Annotated in this window: 19 protein-coding genes and 2 riboswitches; of the genes, 11 read left to right on the forward strand and 8 right to left on the reverse strand. The window is 72.6% G+C overall.

Going from position 1 to position 17,611, the window contains the following annotated elements:
* Positions 1-3 precede the first annotated feature (3 nt).
* Positions 4-99: riboswitch (glycine riboswitch) on the forward strand.
* Positions 100-201, forward strand: a riboswitch (glycine riboswitch). It begins immediately after the preceding riboswitch.
* Between the two features lie 36 nt (positions 202-237).
* A complete protein-coding gene (gene gcvP, locus QSK34_RS07835; protein WP_285581530.1) occupies positions 238-3,078 on the forward strand; it encodes an aminomethyl-transferring glycine dehydrogenase in 2,841 nt (946 codons plus the stop codon).
* Between the two features lie 131 nt (positions 3,079-3,209).
* Positions 3,210-3,698, forward strand: a complete 489-nt coding sequence (locus QSK34_RS07840) for a hypothetical protein (RefSeq protein ID WP_161477871.1) — start codon at positions 3,210-3,212, stop codon at positions 3,696-3,698.
* Between the two features lie 14 nt (positions 3,699-3,712).
* On the opposite strand, the gene QSK34_RS07845 is transcribed toward QSK34_RS07840, so the two are convergent.
* On the reverse strand, positions 3,713-4,051 hold the full coding sequence (locus QSK34_RS07845) for a hypothetical protein (protein ID WP_285581533.1): 339 nt from the start codon (positions 4,049-4,051) through the stop codon (positions 3,713-3,715).
* A gap of 94 nt (positions 4,052-4,145) precedes the next feature.
* Here QSK34_RS07845 and QSK34_RS07850 point away from each other — a divergent pair, with 94 nt between their 5' ends.
* Positions 4,146-4,736, forward strand: a complete 591-nt coding sequence (locus QSK34_RS07850) for an alpha/beta hydrolase family protein (RefSeq protein WP_285581535.1) — start codon at positions 4,146-4,148, stop codon at positions 4,734-4,736.
* A gap of 18 nt (positions 4,737-4,754) precedes the next feature.
* Here the strand turns inward: QSK34_RS07850 and QSK34_RS07855 are convergent, their stop codons facing one another.
* Positions 4,755-4,955: a DUF5999 family protein gene (locus QSK34_RS07855; protein ID WP_030453600.1), complete on the reverse strand. Its 201-nt coding sequence runs from the start codon at positions 4,953-4,955 to the stop codon at positions 4,755-4,757.
* A 312-nt stretch (positions 4,956-5,267) separates the two neighbouring features.
* A complete protein-coding gene (locus QSK34_RS07860; protein WP_285581538.1) occupies positions 5,268-5,834 on the reverse strand; it encodes a TetR/AcrR family transcriptional regulator C-terminal domain-containing protein in 567 nt (188 codons plus the stop codon).
* Positions 5,835-5,939: 105 nt separating this feature from the next.
* Between QSK34_RS07860 and QSK34_RS07865 the strand changes: the two genes are divergently transcribed.
* Together QSK34_RS07865 and QSK34_RS07870 are read left to right on the forward strand one after the other, a co-directional pair.
* Positions 5,940-6,320, forward strand: a complete 381-nt coding sequence (locus QSK34_RS07865) for a hypothetical protein (RefSeq protein WP_285581540.1) — start codon at positions 5,940-5,942, stop codon at positions 6,318-6,320.
* Between the two features lie 88 nt (positions 6,321-6,408).
* Positions 6,409-7,185: a VOC family protein gene (locus tag QSK34_RS07870; RefSeq protein WP_285581542.1), complete on the forward strand. Its 777-nt coding sequence runs from the start codon at positions 6,409-6,411 to the stop codon at positions 7,183-7,185.
* Positions 7,186-7,282: 97 nt separating this feature from the next.
* On the opposite strand, the gene QSK34_RS07875 is transcribed toward QSK34_RS07870, so the two are convergent.
* The 3 genes from QSK34_RS07875 to QSK34_RS07885 form a co-directional block, all read right to left on the reverse strand.
* On the reverse strand, positions 7,283-8,518 hold the full coding sequence (locus tag QSK34_RS07875) for an RNA polymerase sigma factor (protein WP_285581544.1): 1,236 nt from the start codon (positions 8,516-8,518) through the stop codon (positions 7,283-7,285).
* Positions 8,519-8,674: 156 nt separating this feature from the next.
* Complete coding sequence (locus QSK34_RS07880; RefSeq protein WP_285581546.1) at positions 8,675-8,980, reverse strand: hypothetical protein; 306 nt, start codon at positions 8,978-8,980, stop codon at positions 8,675-8,677.
* A gap of 47 nt (positions 8,981-9,027) precedes the next feature.
* Entirely contained in the window at positions 9,028-10,134 is a 1,107-nt protein-coding gene (locus tag QSK34_RS07885; RefSeq protein WP_285581548.1) for an AMP-binding protein, read from the reverse strand.
* Between the two features lie 51 nt (positions 10,135-10,185).
* Between QSK34_RS07885 and QSK34_RS07890 the strand changes: the two genes are divergently transcribed.
* The 6 genes from QSK34_RS07890 (at position 10,186) to QSK34_RS07915 (ending at position 15,071) form a co-directional block, all read left to right on the forward strand.
* On the forward strand, positions 10,186-11,100 hold the full coding sequence (locus tag QSK34_RS07890; protein WP_502875401.1) for an o-succinylbenzoate synthase: 915 nt from the start codon (positions 10,186-10,188) through the stop codon (positions 11,098-11,100).
* Positions 11,097-12,737, forward strand: a complete 1,641-nt coding sequence (menD, locus tag QSK34_RS07895; protein WP_285581550.1) for a 2-succinyl-5-enolpyruvyl-6-hydroxy-3-cyclohexene-1-carboxylic-acid synthase — start codon at positions 11,097-11,099, stop codon at positions 12,735-12,737. The genes QSK34_RS07890 and menD overlap by 4 nt, the downstream gene beginning before the upstream one ends.
* Before the next feature lie 10 nt (positions 12,738-12,747).
* The gene (locus QSK34_RS07900) at positions 12,748-13,344 is read left to right on the forward strand and encodes a DedA family protein (protein ID WP_285581552.1); all 597 of its coding nucleotides are present in this window, start codon (positions 12,748-12,750) and stop codon (positions 13,342-13,344) included.
* Between the two features lie 170 nt (positions 13,345-13,514).
* Complete coding sequence (locus QSK34_RS07905) at positions 13,515-14,003, forward strand: flavin reductase family protein (protein ID WP_161477859.1); 489 nt, start codon at positions 13,515-13,517, stop codon at positions 14,001-14,003.
* A 10-nt stretch (positions 14,004-14,013) separates the two neighbouring features.
* The gene (locus QSK34_RS07910; RefSeq protein ID WP_285581555.1) at positions 14,014-14,427 is read left to right on the forward strand and encodes a cupin domain-containing protein; all 414 of its coding nucleotides are present in this window, start codon (positions 14,014-14,016) and stop codon (positions 14,425-14,427) included.
* Between the two features lie 29 nt (positions 14,428-14,456).
* On the forward strand, positions 14,457-15,071 hold the full coding sequence (locus tag QSK34_RS07915; protein WP_285581557.1) for an IMPACT family protein: 615 nt from the start codon (positions 14,457-14,459) through the stop codon (positions 15,069-15,071).
* On the opposite strand, the gene QSK34_RS07920 is transcribed toward QSK34_RS07915, so the two are convergent.
* Both QSK34_RS07920 and QSK34_RS07925 read right to left on the reverse strand, forming a co-directional pair.
* A complete protein-coding gene (locus tag QSK34_RS07920) occupies positions 15,030-16,229 on the reverse strand; it encodes an MFS transporter (protein ID WP_353051375.1) in 1,200 nt (399 codons plus the stop codon). The genes QSK34_RS07915 and QSK34_RS07920 overlap by 42 nt on opposite strands.
* Positions 16,230-16,312: 83 nt before the next feature.
* On the reverse strand, positions 16,313-17,521 hold the full coding sequence (locus QSK34_RS07925; protein WP_285581559.1) for an isochorismate synthase: 1,209 nt from the start codon (positions 17,519-17,521) through the stop codon (positions 16,313-16,315).
* Positions 17,522-17,611: the final 90 nt, after the last annotated feature.

The following is a 17,611-nucleotide window of genomic DNA, read 5'->3' on the forward strand; positions in this document are numbered from 1 at the left end:
CATCGACCCTGCGCGGGAGAGTCCCCATCAGCACTGATGGGGCGCCGAAGGAGCAAACCTCCCCGGAATCTCTCAGGCACCCGGTACCGCCAGGCGAGGCAGCTCTGAAAAGCAGGTCCGCCGTCCAGGCGGCGCCTCACCGAAGGGGAAAACCGGCCGACGGCGTCCGGTGAAGCTCTCAGGTTCCATGACAGAGGGGGAGACCGCCCTGGTCTCGTCTGCCCTGGAGTTCCTGTCATGACCGATCGCACACCGCTCCGTGACCTGGACGCCCCGCCGTTCGCCACCCGCCACATCGGGCCCTCCGACGCCGCTCAGGCGCGCATGCTGGAGGCCGTCGGCTACGAGACGATCGCCGACCTGGTGGCCGTGGCGGTGCCCGAGTCGATCCGCACCACCCGCGCCCTCGACCTGCCGGCCGCCGTGTCGGAGCCGGAGGCGCTCGCCGAACTGCGCGCGCTGGCCGCCCGCAACACCGTGCTGACCTCGATGATCGGGCTGGGCTACCACGACACCATCACGCCCGGCGTGGTGCTGCGCAACGTGCTGGAGAACCCGGGCTGGTACACCGCGTACACGCCCTACCAGCCGGAGATCTCGCAGGGGCGCCTGGAGGCGCTGCTCAACTTCCAGACCGTGGTCAGCGACCTGACCGGGCTCGACGTCGCCGGGGCCTCGCTCCTCGACGAGGCCACCGCCGCCGCCGAGGCGATGACGCTGGCCCGCCGGGCCTCCAAGGTCAAGAGCGACGTCTTCGTCGTGGACGCCGACGCCCTGCCGCAGACCAAGGCGGTGCTGGCCACCCGGGCCGAGCCGCTGGGCATCACCCTCGTCGAGTCCGACCACACCGGCGAACTGCCCGAGTGCTTCGGCGTCCTGGTCCAGTACCCGGGGGCCTCCGGCCGGGTGGCCGACTTCCGCGAGCTGGCGGGCCGGGCCAAGGCCGCCGGGGCGGTCGTGACCGTGGCGGCCGACCTGCTGGCGCTGACCGTGCTGGAGGCGCCCGGCACCCTCGGGGCCGACATCGCGATCGGCTCGTCGCAGCGCTTCGGCGTGCCCCTCGGCTTCGGCGGCCCGCACGCCGCCTACATGTCGGTCCGCGAGGGCCTGCAGCGGCAGATGCCCGGCCGTCTGGTCGGGGTGTCGGTCGACGCCGACGGGCGGCCGGCGTACCGGCTGGCCCTGCAGACCCGCGAGCAGCACATCCGCCGCGAGAAGGCGACCAGCAACATCTGCACCGCCCAGGTGCTCCTGGCGGTGATCGCCTCCATGTACGCCGTCTACCACGGCCCCGAGGGCCTGCGCCGGATCGCCCAGCGGGTGCACCGGCACGCCGCCGTGCTGGCCGCCGGGCTGCGGGCGGGGGGCGTCGAGGTCGTCCACGACGAGTTCTTCGACACCGTGACCACCCACGTGCCCGGCCGCGCGGCCGAGATCGCCGAGGCGGCCCGCGAGCGCGGCGTCAACGTGCGGCAGGACGGCGCCGACCACGTCGCGGTCGCCTGCGACGAGAAGACGACCTCCGCGCACCTGGAGGCCGTCTGGGCGGCCTTCGGCGTCGAGGGGCCGTCGGTGGACGACCTGGACATCTCGACCGACGACGCGCTGCCCCAGGACCTCCAGCGCACCACCGGCTACCTGACCCACCCGGTCTTCCACGCCCACCGCTCCGAGACGGCGATGCTGCGCTACCTGCGCAAACTCCAGGACAAGGACATCGCGCTCGACCGGTCGATGATCCCGCTGGGCTCCTGCACGATGAAGCTCAACGCGACCACCGAGATGGAGCCGATCACCTGGCCGGAGTTCGCCTCCATCCACCCGTTCGCGCCCGCCGGCCAGACCGGCGGCTACGTCGACCTGATCCAGGGACTGGAGAGCTGGCTGGCCGAGGTGACCGGCTACGACGCGGTCTCCATCCAGCCCAACGCCGGGTCGCAGGGCGAGTTCGCCGGCCTGCTGGCCATCCGCGCCTACCACCGGGCGAACGGCGACGCCGAGCGCGACGTCTGCCTGATCCCGTCGTCGGCCCACGGCACCAACGCCGCCTCCGCCGTCATGGCGGGCATGCGCGTCGTCGTGGTGGCCTGCGACGCCGACGGCAACGTCGACCTGGCCGACCTCGACGCCAAGATCGCCAAGCACGCCGACCGGCTCGCCGCGATCATGGTCACCTACCCGTCGACCCACGGCGTCTACGAGGAGACCATCGTCGAGCTGTGCGCCAAGGTGCACGCCGCCGGCGGCCAGGTCTACGTCGACGGGGCCAACCTCAACGCCCTCGTCGGCCTGGCCAAGCTGGGCGAGTTCGGGGCCGACGTGTCCCACCTGAACCTGCACAAGACCTTCTGCATCCCGCACGGCGGCGGCGGCCCCGGCGTCGGCCCGGTCGCCGTCAAGGCCCACCTGGCCGACTTCCTGCCGGGACGCGGCGTCGTGGGCCAGGTCTCGGCCGCGCCGTACGGCTCGGCGGGCATCCTGCCGATCTCGTGGGCGTACGTGCGGATGATGGGCGCCGACGGGCTCAAGGCCGCCACCGAGCAGGCCATCCTGTCGGCCAACTACCTGGCCCGGCGGCTCGCGCCGCACTACCCGGTCCTCTACACCGGGCGCGAGGGCCTGGTGGCCCACGAGTGCATCGTCGACCTGCGCGCGATCACCAAGGAGACCGGCGTCACCGTCGACGACGTCGCCAAGCGGCTCATCGACTACGGCTTCCACGCCCCGACCATGTCCTTCCCCGTGGCCGGCACGCTGATGATCGAGCCGACCGAGTCGGAGGACCTGGCCGAGCTCGACCGCTTCGTCGACGCGATGGTCGCCATCCGCGGCGAGATCGACAAGGTGGCCTCCGGCGGGTACGACGCCAAGGACAACCCGCTGCGCAACGCCCCCCACACGGCCGACGTGCTCACCGCCGACGCGTGGGACCACCCGTACACCCGCACCGAGGCCGCCTACCCGGTGGCCACGCTGCGGGACCAGAAGTACTGGGTGCCCGTCCGCCGCATCGACCAGGCCTACGGCGACCGCAACCTGGTCTGCGCCTGCCCGCCGCTCTCCTCCTACGAGGACTGAACCGCCTGGCTCTTCCCCGGGGAAGGGGACAGAAACCCATCACCTTCCGCATGTCTGCCGCCGTGGGGCGGACCGGGTCGTTAGGATCTTCGCAACCCTTTCGGCCCGGTTCCCTCTGGAGGCCCCCCGAGATGACGGCCATCGACTCCGGACGGCAGATCGACGAGGCCCGGCGCCTCTATGACGCCGGGAATCTCGACGCCGCCGCGGCGATCTTCGCCACACTGGCCGCCGACGCGGCGGCCCCCGACCAGGCCAGCGCCGCCGTCGGCCTGTCGGTCACGGCCGAACGCATGGCCCAGACCCTCCTGGAGGAGAACGCCCCGGCGGAGGCGGCCGACCTGCTCCTGCAGGCCCTGTCGGTGCCGGGCGTGGCCGACGCGGCGCGGCTGCGCGTCCTGCTGGGCATCGCCCACCTGGAGATGGCCTGCGCCGAGTTCGAGGTCGCGGTCGAGGCGGGCCCCGACGCTGACACGGCGGCCCTGGCGATCGAACTGCTGGCCCGCACGCTGCCGCTGCGCGGTCGCGACGCCGACGCCGAGACGGTCTGGCGCTACGGCCTCGACCACCAGGACGCCGACCTGGCGGCCCAGGTCCAGATGCGCCAGGACCGGCCCTGAGCCGTCGGTGAGATCTAGGGGCGCTTGCGGCGGATCGCCGCCGCCATGTTGACCAGGACGATGCCGCCCCAGGCCAGCATCAGGCCGAAGCTGCCCGCCTGGCTGACCGCGATGGCCGTCAGCGGGACGCCGATGCCCAGCGAACCCAGGGCGATCGGGATGTGGCTGTTGTCGGGCTTGGCGGGCTTGATCTCGCCGCGCCGGGCCACCTCGGCCTGCACGCGCGCGGTGATCTCGTTGTCGAGCTTCTCGATGAACGAGTCGACCAGCGCGTCTTCGTAGGCGGGGCCGAGATCGCGGCGGGCCGCCAGGGTGGCGCGCAGGTCCTCATGCGGAAGAGATGTGTCAGGCACGTCCACAAATGTGGCACAACCCCCCGGGGGCGTCATCATCCATTCGGATGACACGGCGGTCATGCGGCGGATGGACCCGCGATAACGTGCGGTTATGCGGATCGAGACACCTCACGGGCCGGGGCTGGCGGAGATCGACGACCCCGGTTCGGCGGGCCTGGTGCTGCTGCTGACCCACGGGTCGGCCGGGGGAGTCGACGCGCCCGACCTGGTCGCGGTGCGCGACGCCTGCCTGGCCGAGGGCATCGCCGTCGCCCGGATCACCCAGCCGTTCCGGCTCCGCGGGGCGCGGGCGCCGGGGTCGGCCGTGCGGCAGGACGAGAGCTGGGTGGCCATCGCCGCGGCGGTCAAGGAGCGCTTCCCGGGTCTGCCGGTCGCCCAAGGAGGGCGGAGCAACGGAGCGCGGGTCGCCTGCCGCACGGCCGGTGACGTCGGGGCCGTCGGGGTGGTGGCGCTGGCGTTTCCGCTGCATCCGCCCGGTCACCCGGAGAGGTCACGGGCCGCCGAGCTGCGCGGCGCCAAGGCGGGGGTGCTGGTCATCAACGGTGACCGTGATCCGTTCGGGGTGCCTGATGAGGCGGACGCGGAACTGCTGGTCGTGCTGCCCGGAGAGAATCACGATCTCCGGAAGAACCCCGCCCTGATCGGGGCGGAGGTGGCGCGCTGGCTGACCGCGCGCCGGTGATCCCCCGTGGACGCCGCGTCAGGCGGCGGTGACGGCCATGTCGGTCGGCCGGTGCGGAGCGATGATCGCCCCGTTGGGGAGCAGCTCGCCGGTGTCCTCGAAGAGGACGACACCGTTGCAGAGGAGGCTCCACCCTTGTTCGGGGTGGGCCGCGACCGTTCGGGCGGCTTCGCGGTCCTGCGCTTCCGCGCTGGGACAGCCGGGCTCATGAGGGCACATCGCCGGGGCTCCGTGTCTTTCTCGTGTCGCTCGTGACGTGGATCCGCCCAGCCATGTGGGGGACGAGCGTATGGGGTTGAGTTGACGCAAATTGGCCTACACCACTGTCGGCCTACACCAGTGTGCGCCAGGTCACTCCACAAGGACATAGCCCGTTCGGACGATTTCGCCCACACCCTGGTAGGGGGGTGTGGTCATGCGTGTGACCTACGACACAAGGGTGCCCGATGCACGATAACACCCCAAGCGCGACACGCCGTCACTTCGGCAAAGCGTCTCGCGCCACGGAATCTGCCTCAGACGACAGGGCCGTTACGAGTCTTCCAGCCCTCTGAGCACCGCGGTCAGGCCGCGCTCGAAGTCGGCGTCGCCCGTCGCCACCCGTGCCTTCGCCACGTCGGCGTCGGGATCGGCCCAGCCCGAGGCCTGCATCTCGACCGCGACCGCGCCGTAGACGTAGGCGCGCAGGGTCTGCACCGCCTCCTGCGCCTGGTCGAGGCCGGCGTCGCGGAGCTGCTCGACCTGGCTCGCCACGGACATCAGCGCGGTGCCCTTGGGCGGTTTGGTCAGCGCCAGCGACAACACCCCGGGGTGCTCCAGCAGGGCGGCGCGGGCGGCCCGCGCCCAGTCGCGGGCGATCTCCGGCCAGGGCGCCTCCCTCGGTTCCACGTGGACGGCCGTCACGTGCTCCGCCAGGGCGTCCATGAGCGCCTCCTTGCCCCGGGGGAGGTGGTGGTAGATGGCCATCGCCTCGACCTGGAGCGCGTCGCCCAGCCGCCGCATGGTCAACCGGCGCAGCCCCTGCCCGTCGGCGATGTGGAGGGCGGCGTCGATGATGCGTTCGCGCGAGAGGGGGGTCGGAGGTCGCTTGGCAGGCATGCGGATCATCCTGCCATCCCGGCCGGACAGGGGAGGGTCTACGCTGTCGACCAGTGCGTTTCAATCAGGACTGAGAGGTTGACGATGGCGTTTTTCCGTCCGCGGGTGAGCCGGGAGGCGGAGGTCAGGTTCCACGCCGACCAGGAGATCTCCAAGAGCTACGGTGAGCTGCTCGACAAGGCCCGCCAGGCCGAGGCCCACCTGCGCGCCCGCCAGGCCGCCCACGCGTCCGGCCCCGAGCTGCGTGAGGCCGGCGTCGCCTACGACCAGGCGCTCACCGCCGCCCTCCGGGCCGCCGAGGCGGCGCAGCGGGCCACCTTCGGCGTGAAGGCCTACGACGACCGCATCCGCCGCCGCAAGGGCCGGGCGACCCCCGAGGGCGCCAAGTGGACCACCGAGGTGAGCAAGCTGCGCACGCTCCGCGAGGAGAACCGGCTGACCGGTATCGTGCGGCTGCCGCGGCCGGTGACCGCTTCGGCCCGCTGACAAATACCCTTCGGGCATGTCCGGGGCGTCAACGGACCGGCACGCTGCGCCGTCTAAGGATTACCTTGGGGTCAGGGAGGCCGGAGAGATGCCCGGACGGGTGAGGTACGCGGCGGGCCGGCCGTGCTGGGTCGAGGTCGGCACCGCCGATCTCGCGCTCAGCGAGGCGTTCTACCACGGCGTCTTCGCCTGGGACTTCGAGCCGCGCGGGCGCAGCCACTCCACGGCGCTGCTGCGCGGCGAACCGGTCGCCGGGCTCGGGCCCGCCCGTCCCGGCGGACCGGCCTGGCTGGTCCACATCGCCGCCGACGACATCGACGACTCGACGCGGCGCGCCGACGACGCCGGGGCCCGCGTGCTCGCCGGGCCCGAGCAGATCTTCGACGAGGGCCGCGAACAGGGCTGGCGGACCGTGCTGGCCGACCCCTCCGGGGCCGAGTTCGCCCTGTGGGAGCCGGTCGCCCTCGAAGGGGCGGGGGTGCGCGGGGCGCCGGGGGCCTTCTGCTGGACGGAACTGGCCGCCCGCGACGTCGACGAGGCCGCCGCCTTCTACGGCCGGCTGTTCGGCTGGCACGCCCGTCGGGCGCCGTTCCTGAGCGGCAGCGGCAGCTACACCGAGTTCGACCTCAAGCGGTCGAAGACGACGGTGGCCGGGATGGTCGAGATGACCGACGCGTGGCCGCCGGAGATCCCGCCCCACTGGATGGTCTACTTCGCGGTCGCCGACTGCCAGGAGGCCTGCCGGACCGTGGCCGACCTGGGCGGAGCCGTCCAGGTCCCGCCGTTCGACCTGCCCTCGGGCTGGGCGGCCGTGGTGACCGACCCTGCGGGCGCGGTGCTGTCGCTGATCGAGCTGACGTCGTAGCGATGCCACGGGAAAGCCGGCCCGGTCGAGCGAGGTGACGGCCGGGCCGGCCGAGGGGCGGTGCGGGTCGGGAGCGAACCCCGTACCGGGAGGTTTCCTAACTCGCCCAGTCGAGGAGCGGGCGGGCGTTGCTGGGGTGGCGGAGCTTGGAGAGGGACTCCTTCTCCAGCTGGCGGATGCGCTCGCGGGTCAGGCCCAGGTGCTTGCCGATCTCGTCGAGCGTGTGGGGCTTGCCGTCGGCCAGGCCGAAGCGCAGGGCCATGATCTTTGCCTCGCGCGGGGACAGGTTGTTCAGCACGCCCTTGAGCTGCTCGGCCAGCAGCTGCCGGTCGACCACCTCGGAGGCCTCCAGCGAGTCGACGTCCTCGATGAGGTCGCCGATCCGGGTCTCGCCGTCCTCGCCGATCGTGCTGTCGAGGCTGATCGGCTGGCGGCTGGTGCGCAGCAGCTCCTCGATCTGGTCGGGGGTCTTGTCGAGCTCCACGGCCAGTTCCTCGGGCGTGGGTTCGCGGCCGAGGCGCTGGTGCATGTCACGCTCCACGCGGGAGAGCTTGGAGAGCATCTCCAGCACGTGGACGGGGAGCCGGATCGTGCGGGCGGAGTCGGCGAAGCCGCGCTGGATGGCCTGCCGGATCCACCACATGGCGTAGGTGGAGAACTTGAAGCCCTTGGTGTAGTCGAACTTCTCCACGGCCCTGATGAGGCCGAGGTTGCCCTCCTGCACGACGTCGAGCAGGGCCATGCCGCGGTCGGTGTACTTCTTGGCCACCGAGACCACCAGGCGGAGGTTGGCCTCCAGCATGTGGTCCTTGGCCCGCCGGCCGTCCTCGATGACCCATTCCAGGTCCTCGCGCTCGACGGCGGACAGCCGCCGGCCGGTCTCCTCGGCCAGGTCGAGCTTGTACTCGGCGTACAGGCCCGCTTCGATGCGGCGGGCCAGCTCGACCTCCTGGGCGGCGGTGAGCAGGGTGCGGCGGCCGATCGACTTCAGGTAGGTGTGGACGGAGTCGCCCATCGCCGAGGAGGTGTCGTCGAGGTCGACCGCGGCGGCCTCGGCCTCGATGTCGCCCTCGGAGATCTCCTCGTCGTCCTTGACAGGGGTCGTAACCTTCGTAGTGTCGTCGGTGGTCTCGGCGAGGCTCACTCCGGCCTCGGTGAGGCCGCGCAGGATCCCACGGGCCTTCGTCGCGCTCACCCCGGCGTCCACGAACGCCTCGCGCAGTTCTGACAGGGAAAGGCGGCCCTGCTTACGTCCCCGCTCCAGGAGCTGGTCGAGAGTCGTCGGAACGGCCTCGCGCGCGGGCGAGGTAGACGCCACGGCGGTTCGGGGCATGAGGACACCTCCTCCTTCGCGGAGATCAAAGATTCGTCGTCAATGGGTTCAGGCACGCCCGGGCGACCTCGCGCCAACACGGCTGCCTTAGTAAGAACGCCAACGCCGGATATTTGTTCCCGTGTTACCTAAACCGCACGGAAATGGGCGGTCTCCTCAGTTGAGCTCGACCTCGACACGGGGGATGTTCATGGGCTCGGCCTGCTCCAGGTTCTCGGGCGTCCAGTAGCCGGTGACCTCTTCGGGGTCGGTCTCCAGCTCCCTGACCACGACGTCGGAGGGGACCGGCTCCGGGGTGGGCGCGGAGGTGGTCTCCTCGGCCTTGTCCCCGACGGTCTTGAGCAGGCGCTGCTGCTCGAACTCGATGCGCCCGGCCGACGCGGTGGCCGCCACGGCCACGCCACCGACGACGATGACACCGACGATCCCTGCGGAGATCAGCGTCCTCGGGGTCGGGATCATGGTCTGCTTCCTTTCGTCGGGCTACCTGATCGTATGACGGATGATTGTCATACTTGGTTCCGTATGGTAACCATATCGGGTTTGCCGTTGGGGAGCAGGGGAAGTGCCGTGACCTGCACCAACGCCTTCGGCGCGGCATAGGCGGGCAGTTCCGATTTGGCATGGCCGCGCAGCTCCTCCAGCGTCGCCTCGCCCGCCACGACCGCCACCACGATCTGCCCCCACTCCGGGTCGGGACGCCCGACCACGACGACCTCCCGCACCTTGGGGTGCGTCGCCAGCACGCTCTGGACGACCCCGGCGACGACCTTGTGGCCGCCGGTGTTGATCACGTCGTCGGCCCGGCCCAGGACGCGCAGCTCGCCGTCCTCGATCTCGCCGAGGTCGCTCGTGGTGAACCACGGGCCGGTCAGGCGGGGGCCGAGGCGGTGGCCGTTCATGAGCATCGGGCCGGCGATCATGACGCGGCCCTCCGCGTCGAGTTTGAGATCTACATTGTCAAGGGGGCGGCCGTCGTACACGCAGCCGCCGCAGGTCTCCGTCATGCCGTAGGTGTGGAAGATCCGCGGATGCCGGGCCTTCAGCTCGGCGGTCGCCGGGGCGCCGCCCAGCAGGATCGTGGTGAACGCCGACACGTCGGGCAGCCGGCGGAGCTGGGTCGGCACCAGCGAGACGTGGTCGGCCCCGGAGGCCAGCACCTTCCCGGGGTCGAAGGACTCGTGGACGATCGGGTCGGTGCCGCACAGCAGCGCCCGCGTGATGACCTGGAGCCCGGAGACGTGGGAGGGCGGCAGGCAGCACAACCACCGGTCGCCGGGCCGGGCCCCGATCCGGTCGAGCGAGGCCCGCGCCGAGGCCAGCAGGGCGCGCGCCGAGAGCTCGACGCCCTTCGGGACCCCGGTGGACCCCGATGTGGCGATGATCACGGCCGTGTCGTCTTCTGCCGGCACGCCCTCCGGGAGCACGCTCGTGCCGTCGGGTGTGGTGACATGGGTCGGCCGCAGCGTGTCGAACAGGGCCCTGACCGCCCGGTCGGGCAACGATGGCGCGACCGGCAGGATCGCCGGGCCGCCGCCGTCGAGCGCGGCGGCCACCGCCTCGGCGAGGGCGGGACCTGGCGGCAGGATGAGTGCGTGCACCGGACGATCGACCACCTGGTCAGGGTAGCCGGGCCGGTGCCGGAGAGCGGGGAGGGCGGCGTGGAGCTGCGGGTGTTCCGGATTCCCATGGTGGTCCGGTTCCGGGGGCAGACCGCACGGGAGGGCATCCTGATCAGGGGCCCCCACGGGTGGGGGGAGTTCTCCCCCTTCCCCGAGTACGGTCCGGCCGAGTGCGCCCGGTGGCTGGCCTGCGCGCGGGAGGCCGCGTTCGAGGGCTGGCCGGAACCGGTGCGCGCGGTCGTGCCGGTGAACACGACCGTGCCGGCGGTCGGGCCCGGCGAGGCCGCCGCGATGGTGCGCGCCTCGGGCTGCGCCACGGCCAAGGTCAAGGTCGCCGAGGCGGGCCAGACGCTCGCCGACGACCTGGCCCGGGTCGAGGCGGTGCGCGACGCCCTGGGGCCGGGCGGGAAGGTGCGGGTCGACGCGAACGGCGGCTGGGACGTCGACGACGCCGTTCGCGCGATCAAGGAACTCGACCGGTTCACCCTGGAGTACGTCGAGCAGCCGTGCGCGACCCTCGACGAGCTGGCCCGGGTCCGGCGGCGGGTCGACGTCCCGGTCGCCGCCGACGAGTCGATCCGCAGGGCCGAGGACCCGCTGAAGGTCAGGGCCGCCGGGGCGGCCGACATCGCGGTCGTGAAGGTGCAGCCGCTCGGCGGGGTCGCCAGTGCCCTGCGGGTGGTGGAGGCGTGCGGTCTGCCGGCCGTCGTGTCGTCGGCCGTGGAGACCTCGGTGGGCCTGGCGGCGGGGCTCGCGCTGGCCGCCGCGCTGCCGGAATTGCCGTACGCTTGCGGACTCGGGACCATGTCGCTTCTGGCCGGGGATGTCGTGGCCGATCCGCTGGCAGAGGAGCAGGGGGTCCTGCGCGTGCGGCGTCCCGAGGTGGACGAAGACGCCCTGGCGCGTTTCGAGATCGAGTCGCCGGAGTGGATTCGGCGGATGGAGGGGGCCGCCGCGTGAATCCGGCTACCGCGCTGGCGACCGTGCTCGTCGACGAACTGGCGTGGTGCGGGGTCACCGAGGCGGTGGTCGCACCCGGGTCCCGGTCGGCGCCCCTGGCGCTGGCGCTCCACGACGACCCGCGGATCCGGCTCCACGTGCGCACCGACGAACGCTCGGCCGGGTTCCTCGCGCTCGGGCTGGCCCGGCGCCTGGAGAAGCCGGTCGCGGTCGTCACGACGTCCGGAACGGCCGCGGCGAACCTGCATCCCGCCGTGATCGAGGCGGGCGAGTCGGGGGTGCCGCTGCTGCTGCTCACCGCCGACCGGCCGCCGGAGCTGCGCGGGACCGGCGCCAACCAGACGATCGACCAGGTGAAGCTGTTCGGCTCGGCCGTGCGGTGGTTCGCCGAGGTCGGGGTGCCCGAGGAGCGGCCGGGGCAGGTGGCCTACTGGCGGTCGCTGGCCTGCCGCGCCTACCAGCGGGCCGAGGGGCCGGGCGACCCCGGCCCGGTGCACCTCAACGTGGCGTTCCGGGAGCCGCTCGTCCCCGACGGGAACGACGACTGGCCCGAGACGCTCGACGCGAACGGGCCGTGGGTGCGGGCCCGGGTTGCTCCGCCGTCGTCGGCGCTGCACATCCCCGCGACCCGGCGCGGGGTCCTGGTGGTGGGCGACGGCGCGACCAACGTGCGGCGCTACGTCGCGGCGGCCGGGATGGCGGGCTGGCCGGTGCTCTCGGAGCCCAACGGCGGCGGCCGCTACGGCGACACGGCGATCTCGACCTACCACTTCCTGCTCGGCACCCCCGGTTTCGCCGAGGCCCACCGGCCCGACGTGGTGGTCACCCTCGGGCGGCCCGGCCTGTCGCGGCCCCTGCTGGCCTGGCTGAAGCGGGCCCAGGAACACGTCGTGGTCGCCCGCGACCTGACCCGCTGGCCCGATCCGACGCGGTCGGCCACCCAGGTGGCGCAGGCGGTGGAGATCCCCGTCGCGGCCGGCGGCGACCAGTGGCTGAACGCCTGGCGGCGGGCCGAGATGGCGGCCCGCCACGCCGTCGACGACGTGCTCGACGCGGGCGGCCTGAGCGAGCCCCGGCTGGCCCGCGACCTGGCCGCGATCATCCCGAACGGGTCGTTGCTGTTCTGCGGCTCCTCGATGCCGGTCCGCGACCTCGACCAGGCCATGCGGCCCCGCCGAGGGGTGCGGCTGATGGCCAACCGGGGGGCGTCCGGGATCGACGGCCTGGTGTCGACGGCGGCCGGGGCGGCGCTGGCCCACCACGGCCGCGCCTACGCCCTGATGGGCGACCTGTCCTTCCTCCACGACCACAACGGGCTGGTCATCGGGCCCCGGGAGCCCCGGCCCGACCTGTGCGTCGTGGTGGTCAACAACGACGGCGGCGGGATCTTCTCCCTGCTGCCGCAGTCGTCGCTCGGCGGTTCGTTCGAGCGCATCTTCGGTACGCCCCACGGCGTCGACCTCGGCTACCTCGCGGCCGCGACGGGCACGCCCTACAGCGTGGTCAGCGACCCCGACGACCTGGCCAAGGCGATCCGCGGCGAGGGGCCCCGCCTGGTGGAGGCCCGCACCGACCGGAACGCCAACGCGGCGGTCCACGTGGCGATGCGCGACGCCGTCCGGGCGGCGATCGGCTAGAGGGAGTCGGATGGGCGTCGAACACTGGCTGCAGTCGATCCCGGATCTCTGGATCTACGTCGTCGTGGGTCTGGTGATCGGGATCGAGAGTCTCGGCATCCCGTTGCCGGGGGAGATCGTGCTGGTCAGCGCGTCTCTCATGGCGGCCCAGGGCCTCGTCGACCCGCTGGTGGTCGGCGGGTGCGCGACCGCCGGGGCCATCGTGGGCGACTCGATCGGCTTCGCCATCGGTCATCGGGGCGGGCAGGGGCTGTTCGACCGGCTGGGCCGGCGGTTCCCCCGGCACTTCGGAGACGAGCACGTCGGGCGGGCCAAGGCGCTGTTCCGGCGCTGGGGCGTGTGGGCGGTGTTCTTCGGGCGGTTCGTGGCGCTGCTGCGGATCCTGGCGGGGCCGCTGGCGGGGGCGCTGCACCTGCCGTACTGGCGGTTCCTGGCCGCGAACGTGCTGGGCGCGATCGTGTGGGCCGGGGGGACCACGGCGGTCGTCTACTACGTGGGCGTCGCGGCCGAGCGGTGGCTGAAGCAGCTGTCCTGGGCGGCGCTGGCCGTGGCGGTCGTGTTCGGCCTGGTGACCATGGTGTGGGTGCGGCGGCGGGCCCGTTCGTAGGGGGCCGGTCTCTTCGGGATTACGCGCGGGCCAATTCCCTACAATATTGACAGGTATTAGGGGTATTTCTACGATGAAGGGACCTGAACGAGAGGAACACCGTGACGGCCGTGTCGGATTTGCCGCGCCCCCGGATCGGCGATGCGCCGGAACCATTCAGAGGTGGAACCATGAGAATCCCCCCCGACGTCGAGACCGACACCCGCGACCTGTTCCGCAGCGCCTTCCGCCGCCACGCCGCCGGCGTGGCCGTCGTCACCACGGCGGGGCCGGTCGGGTTCACCGCCACCTCCCTCGCGTCCGTCTCGATGGAACCGCCGCTGGTCACCTTCGGCATCGGGCTGGGGTCGTCGAGCTGGCCCGCGATCCGCGACCGGGACAGCTTCGTCGTCCACATCCTGGGCGAGTCCCAGCGCGACCTGGCCGTGCTGTTCGCGCGCAGCGGCGCCGACCGCTTCGGCCCGGAGACCGGGTACGACGTCCTCGACACCGGTGAACCCGTGCTCCACGGCGTGGCGGCGTGGTTGCGGTGCGAGATCAGGGAACGGTTCGTGGCGGGGGACCACCGGCTGGTGGTCGGCCTGGTCACCGAGGGGGAGACGATCCCCGGACGGCGGCCGCTGCTCTACCATGACGGAACTTTCGGATCCTTCACCTAGGAGACCCGGTTTGTCCTTCCACGAACCGCTGCACCACGTCGTGCCCGCCGGGTTGTCGGACGAGACGGCCCAGACGTCCGGGATGTACCGGCGGGCGGCCATCAGCGGGCGGAGCGTCGGCTCGGCCCGGCTGTGGATGGGGCAGACCCACGTCGCCCCGTCCACCCGATCGGCCGACCACCACCACGGCGACTCCGAGACCGCGATCTACGTCGTCAGCGGGCATCCGTCGTTCGTCTTCCTCGGCGACGACGGCGTGGAGAAGCGGATCGACACCTCGCCGGGCGACTACGTGTACGTGCCGCCGTTCACGCCGCACCGGGAGGAGAACCCCTCGCCCGACGAGGAGGCGGTGGTGGTGATCGCGCGGTCGTCGCAGGAGGCGATCGTGGTCAATCTCCCGTCATTGGGATCTACTTTGTAAAGGCGCCGGGTCGGGGCTAGTCTGTCGCGGTGCCGTACAAGACCCTCGACGACGTGGTCGAACACGAGACGGAGGTGCGGCGGTCGCGGTTCGTCTGCGCCGTCGCGCCGGCCCCCTCGGAAGAGGCCGCCCGCGAGTTCATCTCGGCCCGCCGCGCCCTCTACGCCGACGCCACCCACAACTGCACCGCTTACGTCATCGGCGCCGGCGCGCGCCGCTCCGACGACGACGGCGAACCGGGCGGCACGGCCGGCACCCCGATGCTCGACGTGCTGCTCCGGCGCGGCTACGCCGACGTGGTCACGGTGGTGACCCGCTTCTTCGGCGGCGTGCTGCTGGGCGCCGGGGGGCTGGTGCGGGCCTACGGCGGCGCGGTGGGGGAGACCCTCGACCGGGTGCGGCCGGTCACGATGGTCGAGGCCCGCCTGGTGACGGTGTCGATCGACCACGCCCACGCGGGCCGGCTGGAGAACGACCTGCGCGGCCGCTACGACGTGCGCGGGGTCACCTACGGCTCGGGAGTGGCCTTCGACGTCGCGGTGGCCGACCCCGCCGGGTTCGAGGAGTGGCTGGCCACCGCGACGGCCGGACGGGCGACCGCCTCAGCGGGCGACCTTCTGTTCGTGCGCGCGGAAGACGCCTGAGCAGGCGGCCACGATGATCCCGGCGACCGGGACGACCAGCAGCCCCATCCGCAGCGAGCTCGCGTCGGCGATGAGCCCGACCAGCGGCGGCGTGAGCAGGAAGCCGGCCCGCAGCAGCCACGACAGCAGGGTCAGCCCGGTGCCGGGCCGGAAGCCCGGCAGCTGGTCGGCGGCGTGCATGGCGCCCGGGATGAGGGTGGCGCTGCCGAACCCGGCCAGGCCGAAGCCCGCGACGGTGCCGGGCACGCTCGGGAAGGCCAGCGCGAGCCCGAACCCCAGCGCGATCAGCAGGCCGCCGGCCCGCGCCACGGCGGCCTGGCCCCACCGGTCGACGAACCGGTCGCCCAGCGCGCGCCCGACGAACTGCGCGCCCACCACGGCGACCAGGCCGAACGCCGCGATGCCGGGGGCCGCGCCGAGCGAGCCCGAAAGGTAGACGGCGGCCCAGGTGCCGCCGGCGTCCTCGACGGTGGCGCCGCAGATCGCGATGACGGCGAGCAGGGCGAGCGCGCCGTAGGCGACCGACCTGGCCGGGGCGGCGGGCCGGTCGGGGCTCGCGGCCTCCACGGGCTCCTGCGGCTCGGGGCCGGGGAGCAGGAACCGGTAGGCGACCACGTTGACGATGACGAACGTGACCGCCGAGATGCTCAGGTGCAGCCCGAGCGACAGGCCGAGCGCGGCGGCGCCCCCGCCCATGAGCCCGCCCAGGACGGCGCCCAGGCTCCAGATGGCGTGGAAGGAGTTGATGATCGAGCGGCCGTAGAGCCGCTGCACGCGCAGGCCGTGGGTGTTCTGGGCGACGTCCACGACCGAGTCGAGCGCCCCGACGGCGAACAGCGCCCCGGCGAACAGCGCCCAGCTGGGGGCGAGCCCGGCGAGCAGCACGAACCCGCTGGTGAGGATCATGCCGCCGACCGCGACGCGGGAGGACCGGAGCCGCCGGATGAGGATGCCCGCCAGCAGCCCGGAGGCGAGCGACCCGGCGGGCACGGCGGCGACGGCCAGCCCGAACTGGGCGTTGGACAGGTCGAGGGCCTCGATGATGGCGGGGTAGCGCGGCATCAGGTTGGCGAAGATCGCGCCGTTGGTCAGGAACAGCAGGGCGACCGCGACCCGGGCACGGCGGTCGGCGGGGGAGATCAGGGGTCGGCCCTCCAGGAGGTCGTGCGTGGTGCTTGCGTTGGGACGGTCCGGGCCCAGCCTTTCAGGATTGTCCGCTAATGCGAAACTTCGCCCCTTTGTCAGCCTTCGAGGGCGTACTGCATGGCGCGGAACTTCGACTGCGCCTCCGCGAGCTCGGCGGCCGGGTCGGACCCGCCCATGATGCCGCAACCTGCGAAAAGGCGGGCGCGCGGGCCGTCGAGCTGGGCGCAGCGCAGCGCGATGCCCCACTCGCCGTCGCCCTGGGCGTCGATCCAGCCGACCGGCCCGGCGTAGCCGCCCCGGTCCATGCGCTCCAGCCGGGGGATGAGGGCGACCGCGTCGTCGGTCGGGGTGCCGCCGACCGCGGCCGTGGGGTGGAGGGCGGCCACCACGTCGAGCACCGACGCGCCGTCGTCGAGCCGGCCGGTGACCCGGCTGGCGAGGTGCTGCACGTTGGGCAGCGAGAGCAGCTCGGGTGCGGCCGGCACGTCGAGCTCGGCGCACAACGGCTTCAGCGCGGCCTCGACCGAGGCCACCGCGCAGGTGTGCTCGTAGCGGTCCTTCGGCGAGTCGAACAGGGTGGCCGGGTCGGCCCCGCTGGGGATGGTGCCGGCCAGCACGAGCGACTCGATGGCCCGCCCGGTGTGCCGCACGAGCAGCTCGGGCGTGGCTCCGATGAGGCCGCCGACGGAGAAGGTGTAGCACTCGGGGTAACGCGCCGCGAGGCGGGCCAGCGGGACCCGCGGGTCGATGTCGGCGTCGGCGGTCGCGATCAGGTCGCGGGCCAGCACGACCTTCTCCAGCTCCCCGGACGTGATGTGCCGCACGGCCGTGGCGACGGCGTGCTCCCAGCCGGGCGCGGTCAGCGCGCCGTCGGAGTAGCGGATGCGGCCCGGCGGGGCGGCGGGCGTGACCAGCCCCAGGTTCTCCTCACCGACCGTGGTCAGCCAGGCCTGCCCGTCACGCCGGGCCACCACGACCCGGGGCACGACGAGCACCGACCCCGCCGAGGCGGGGTCGAAGGTGAAGCTGCCGAACGCGACGGGCCCGGAGCCGGGCCGCCTGACCTGGTCGTCGATGTCGGCGTGCCCGAACGCGCCGGCCAGCCAGTCGCGGGCCCACGCGAACCGGCCGGGCCCCGGCGGTATGGTCACCCGCAGCGCCTCGCCCCACGCCACCAGCCCGTCGCCGTGGTGCACCCACGTGTAGGACGCCGGACCCGGCAGCAGGGAGATGAGGTCACCGGGGTCGCGTACCGGGACCGTGCGGACCACGAGCGGGGGATGAAGTCCGAGGGCGACGCTCACCTGACCCACTTTACGCAGAAACTGAACGTGTTCGACATCGGGTCCCTTTCGTCGGTACGCCGGTGTCAAGCCCCGATAGCAGCTTGGTCA

It is taken from the genome of Herbidospora sp. NBRC 101105, assembly GCF_030269205.1.
Classification (GTDB): domain Bacteria; phylum Actinomycetota; class Actinomycetes; order Streptosporangiales; family Streptosporangiaceae; genus Herbidospora; species Herbidospora solisilvae.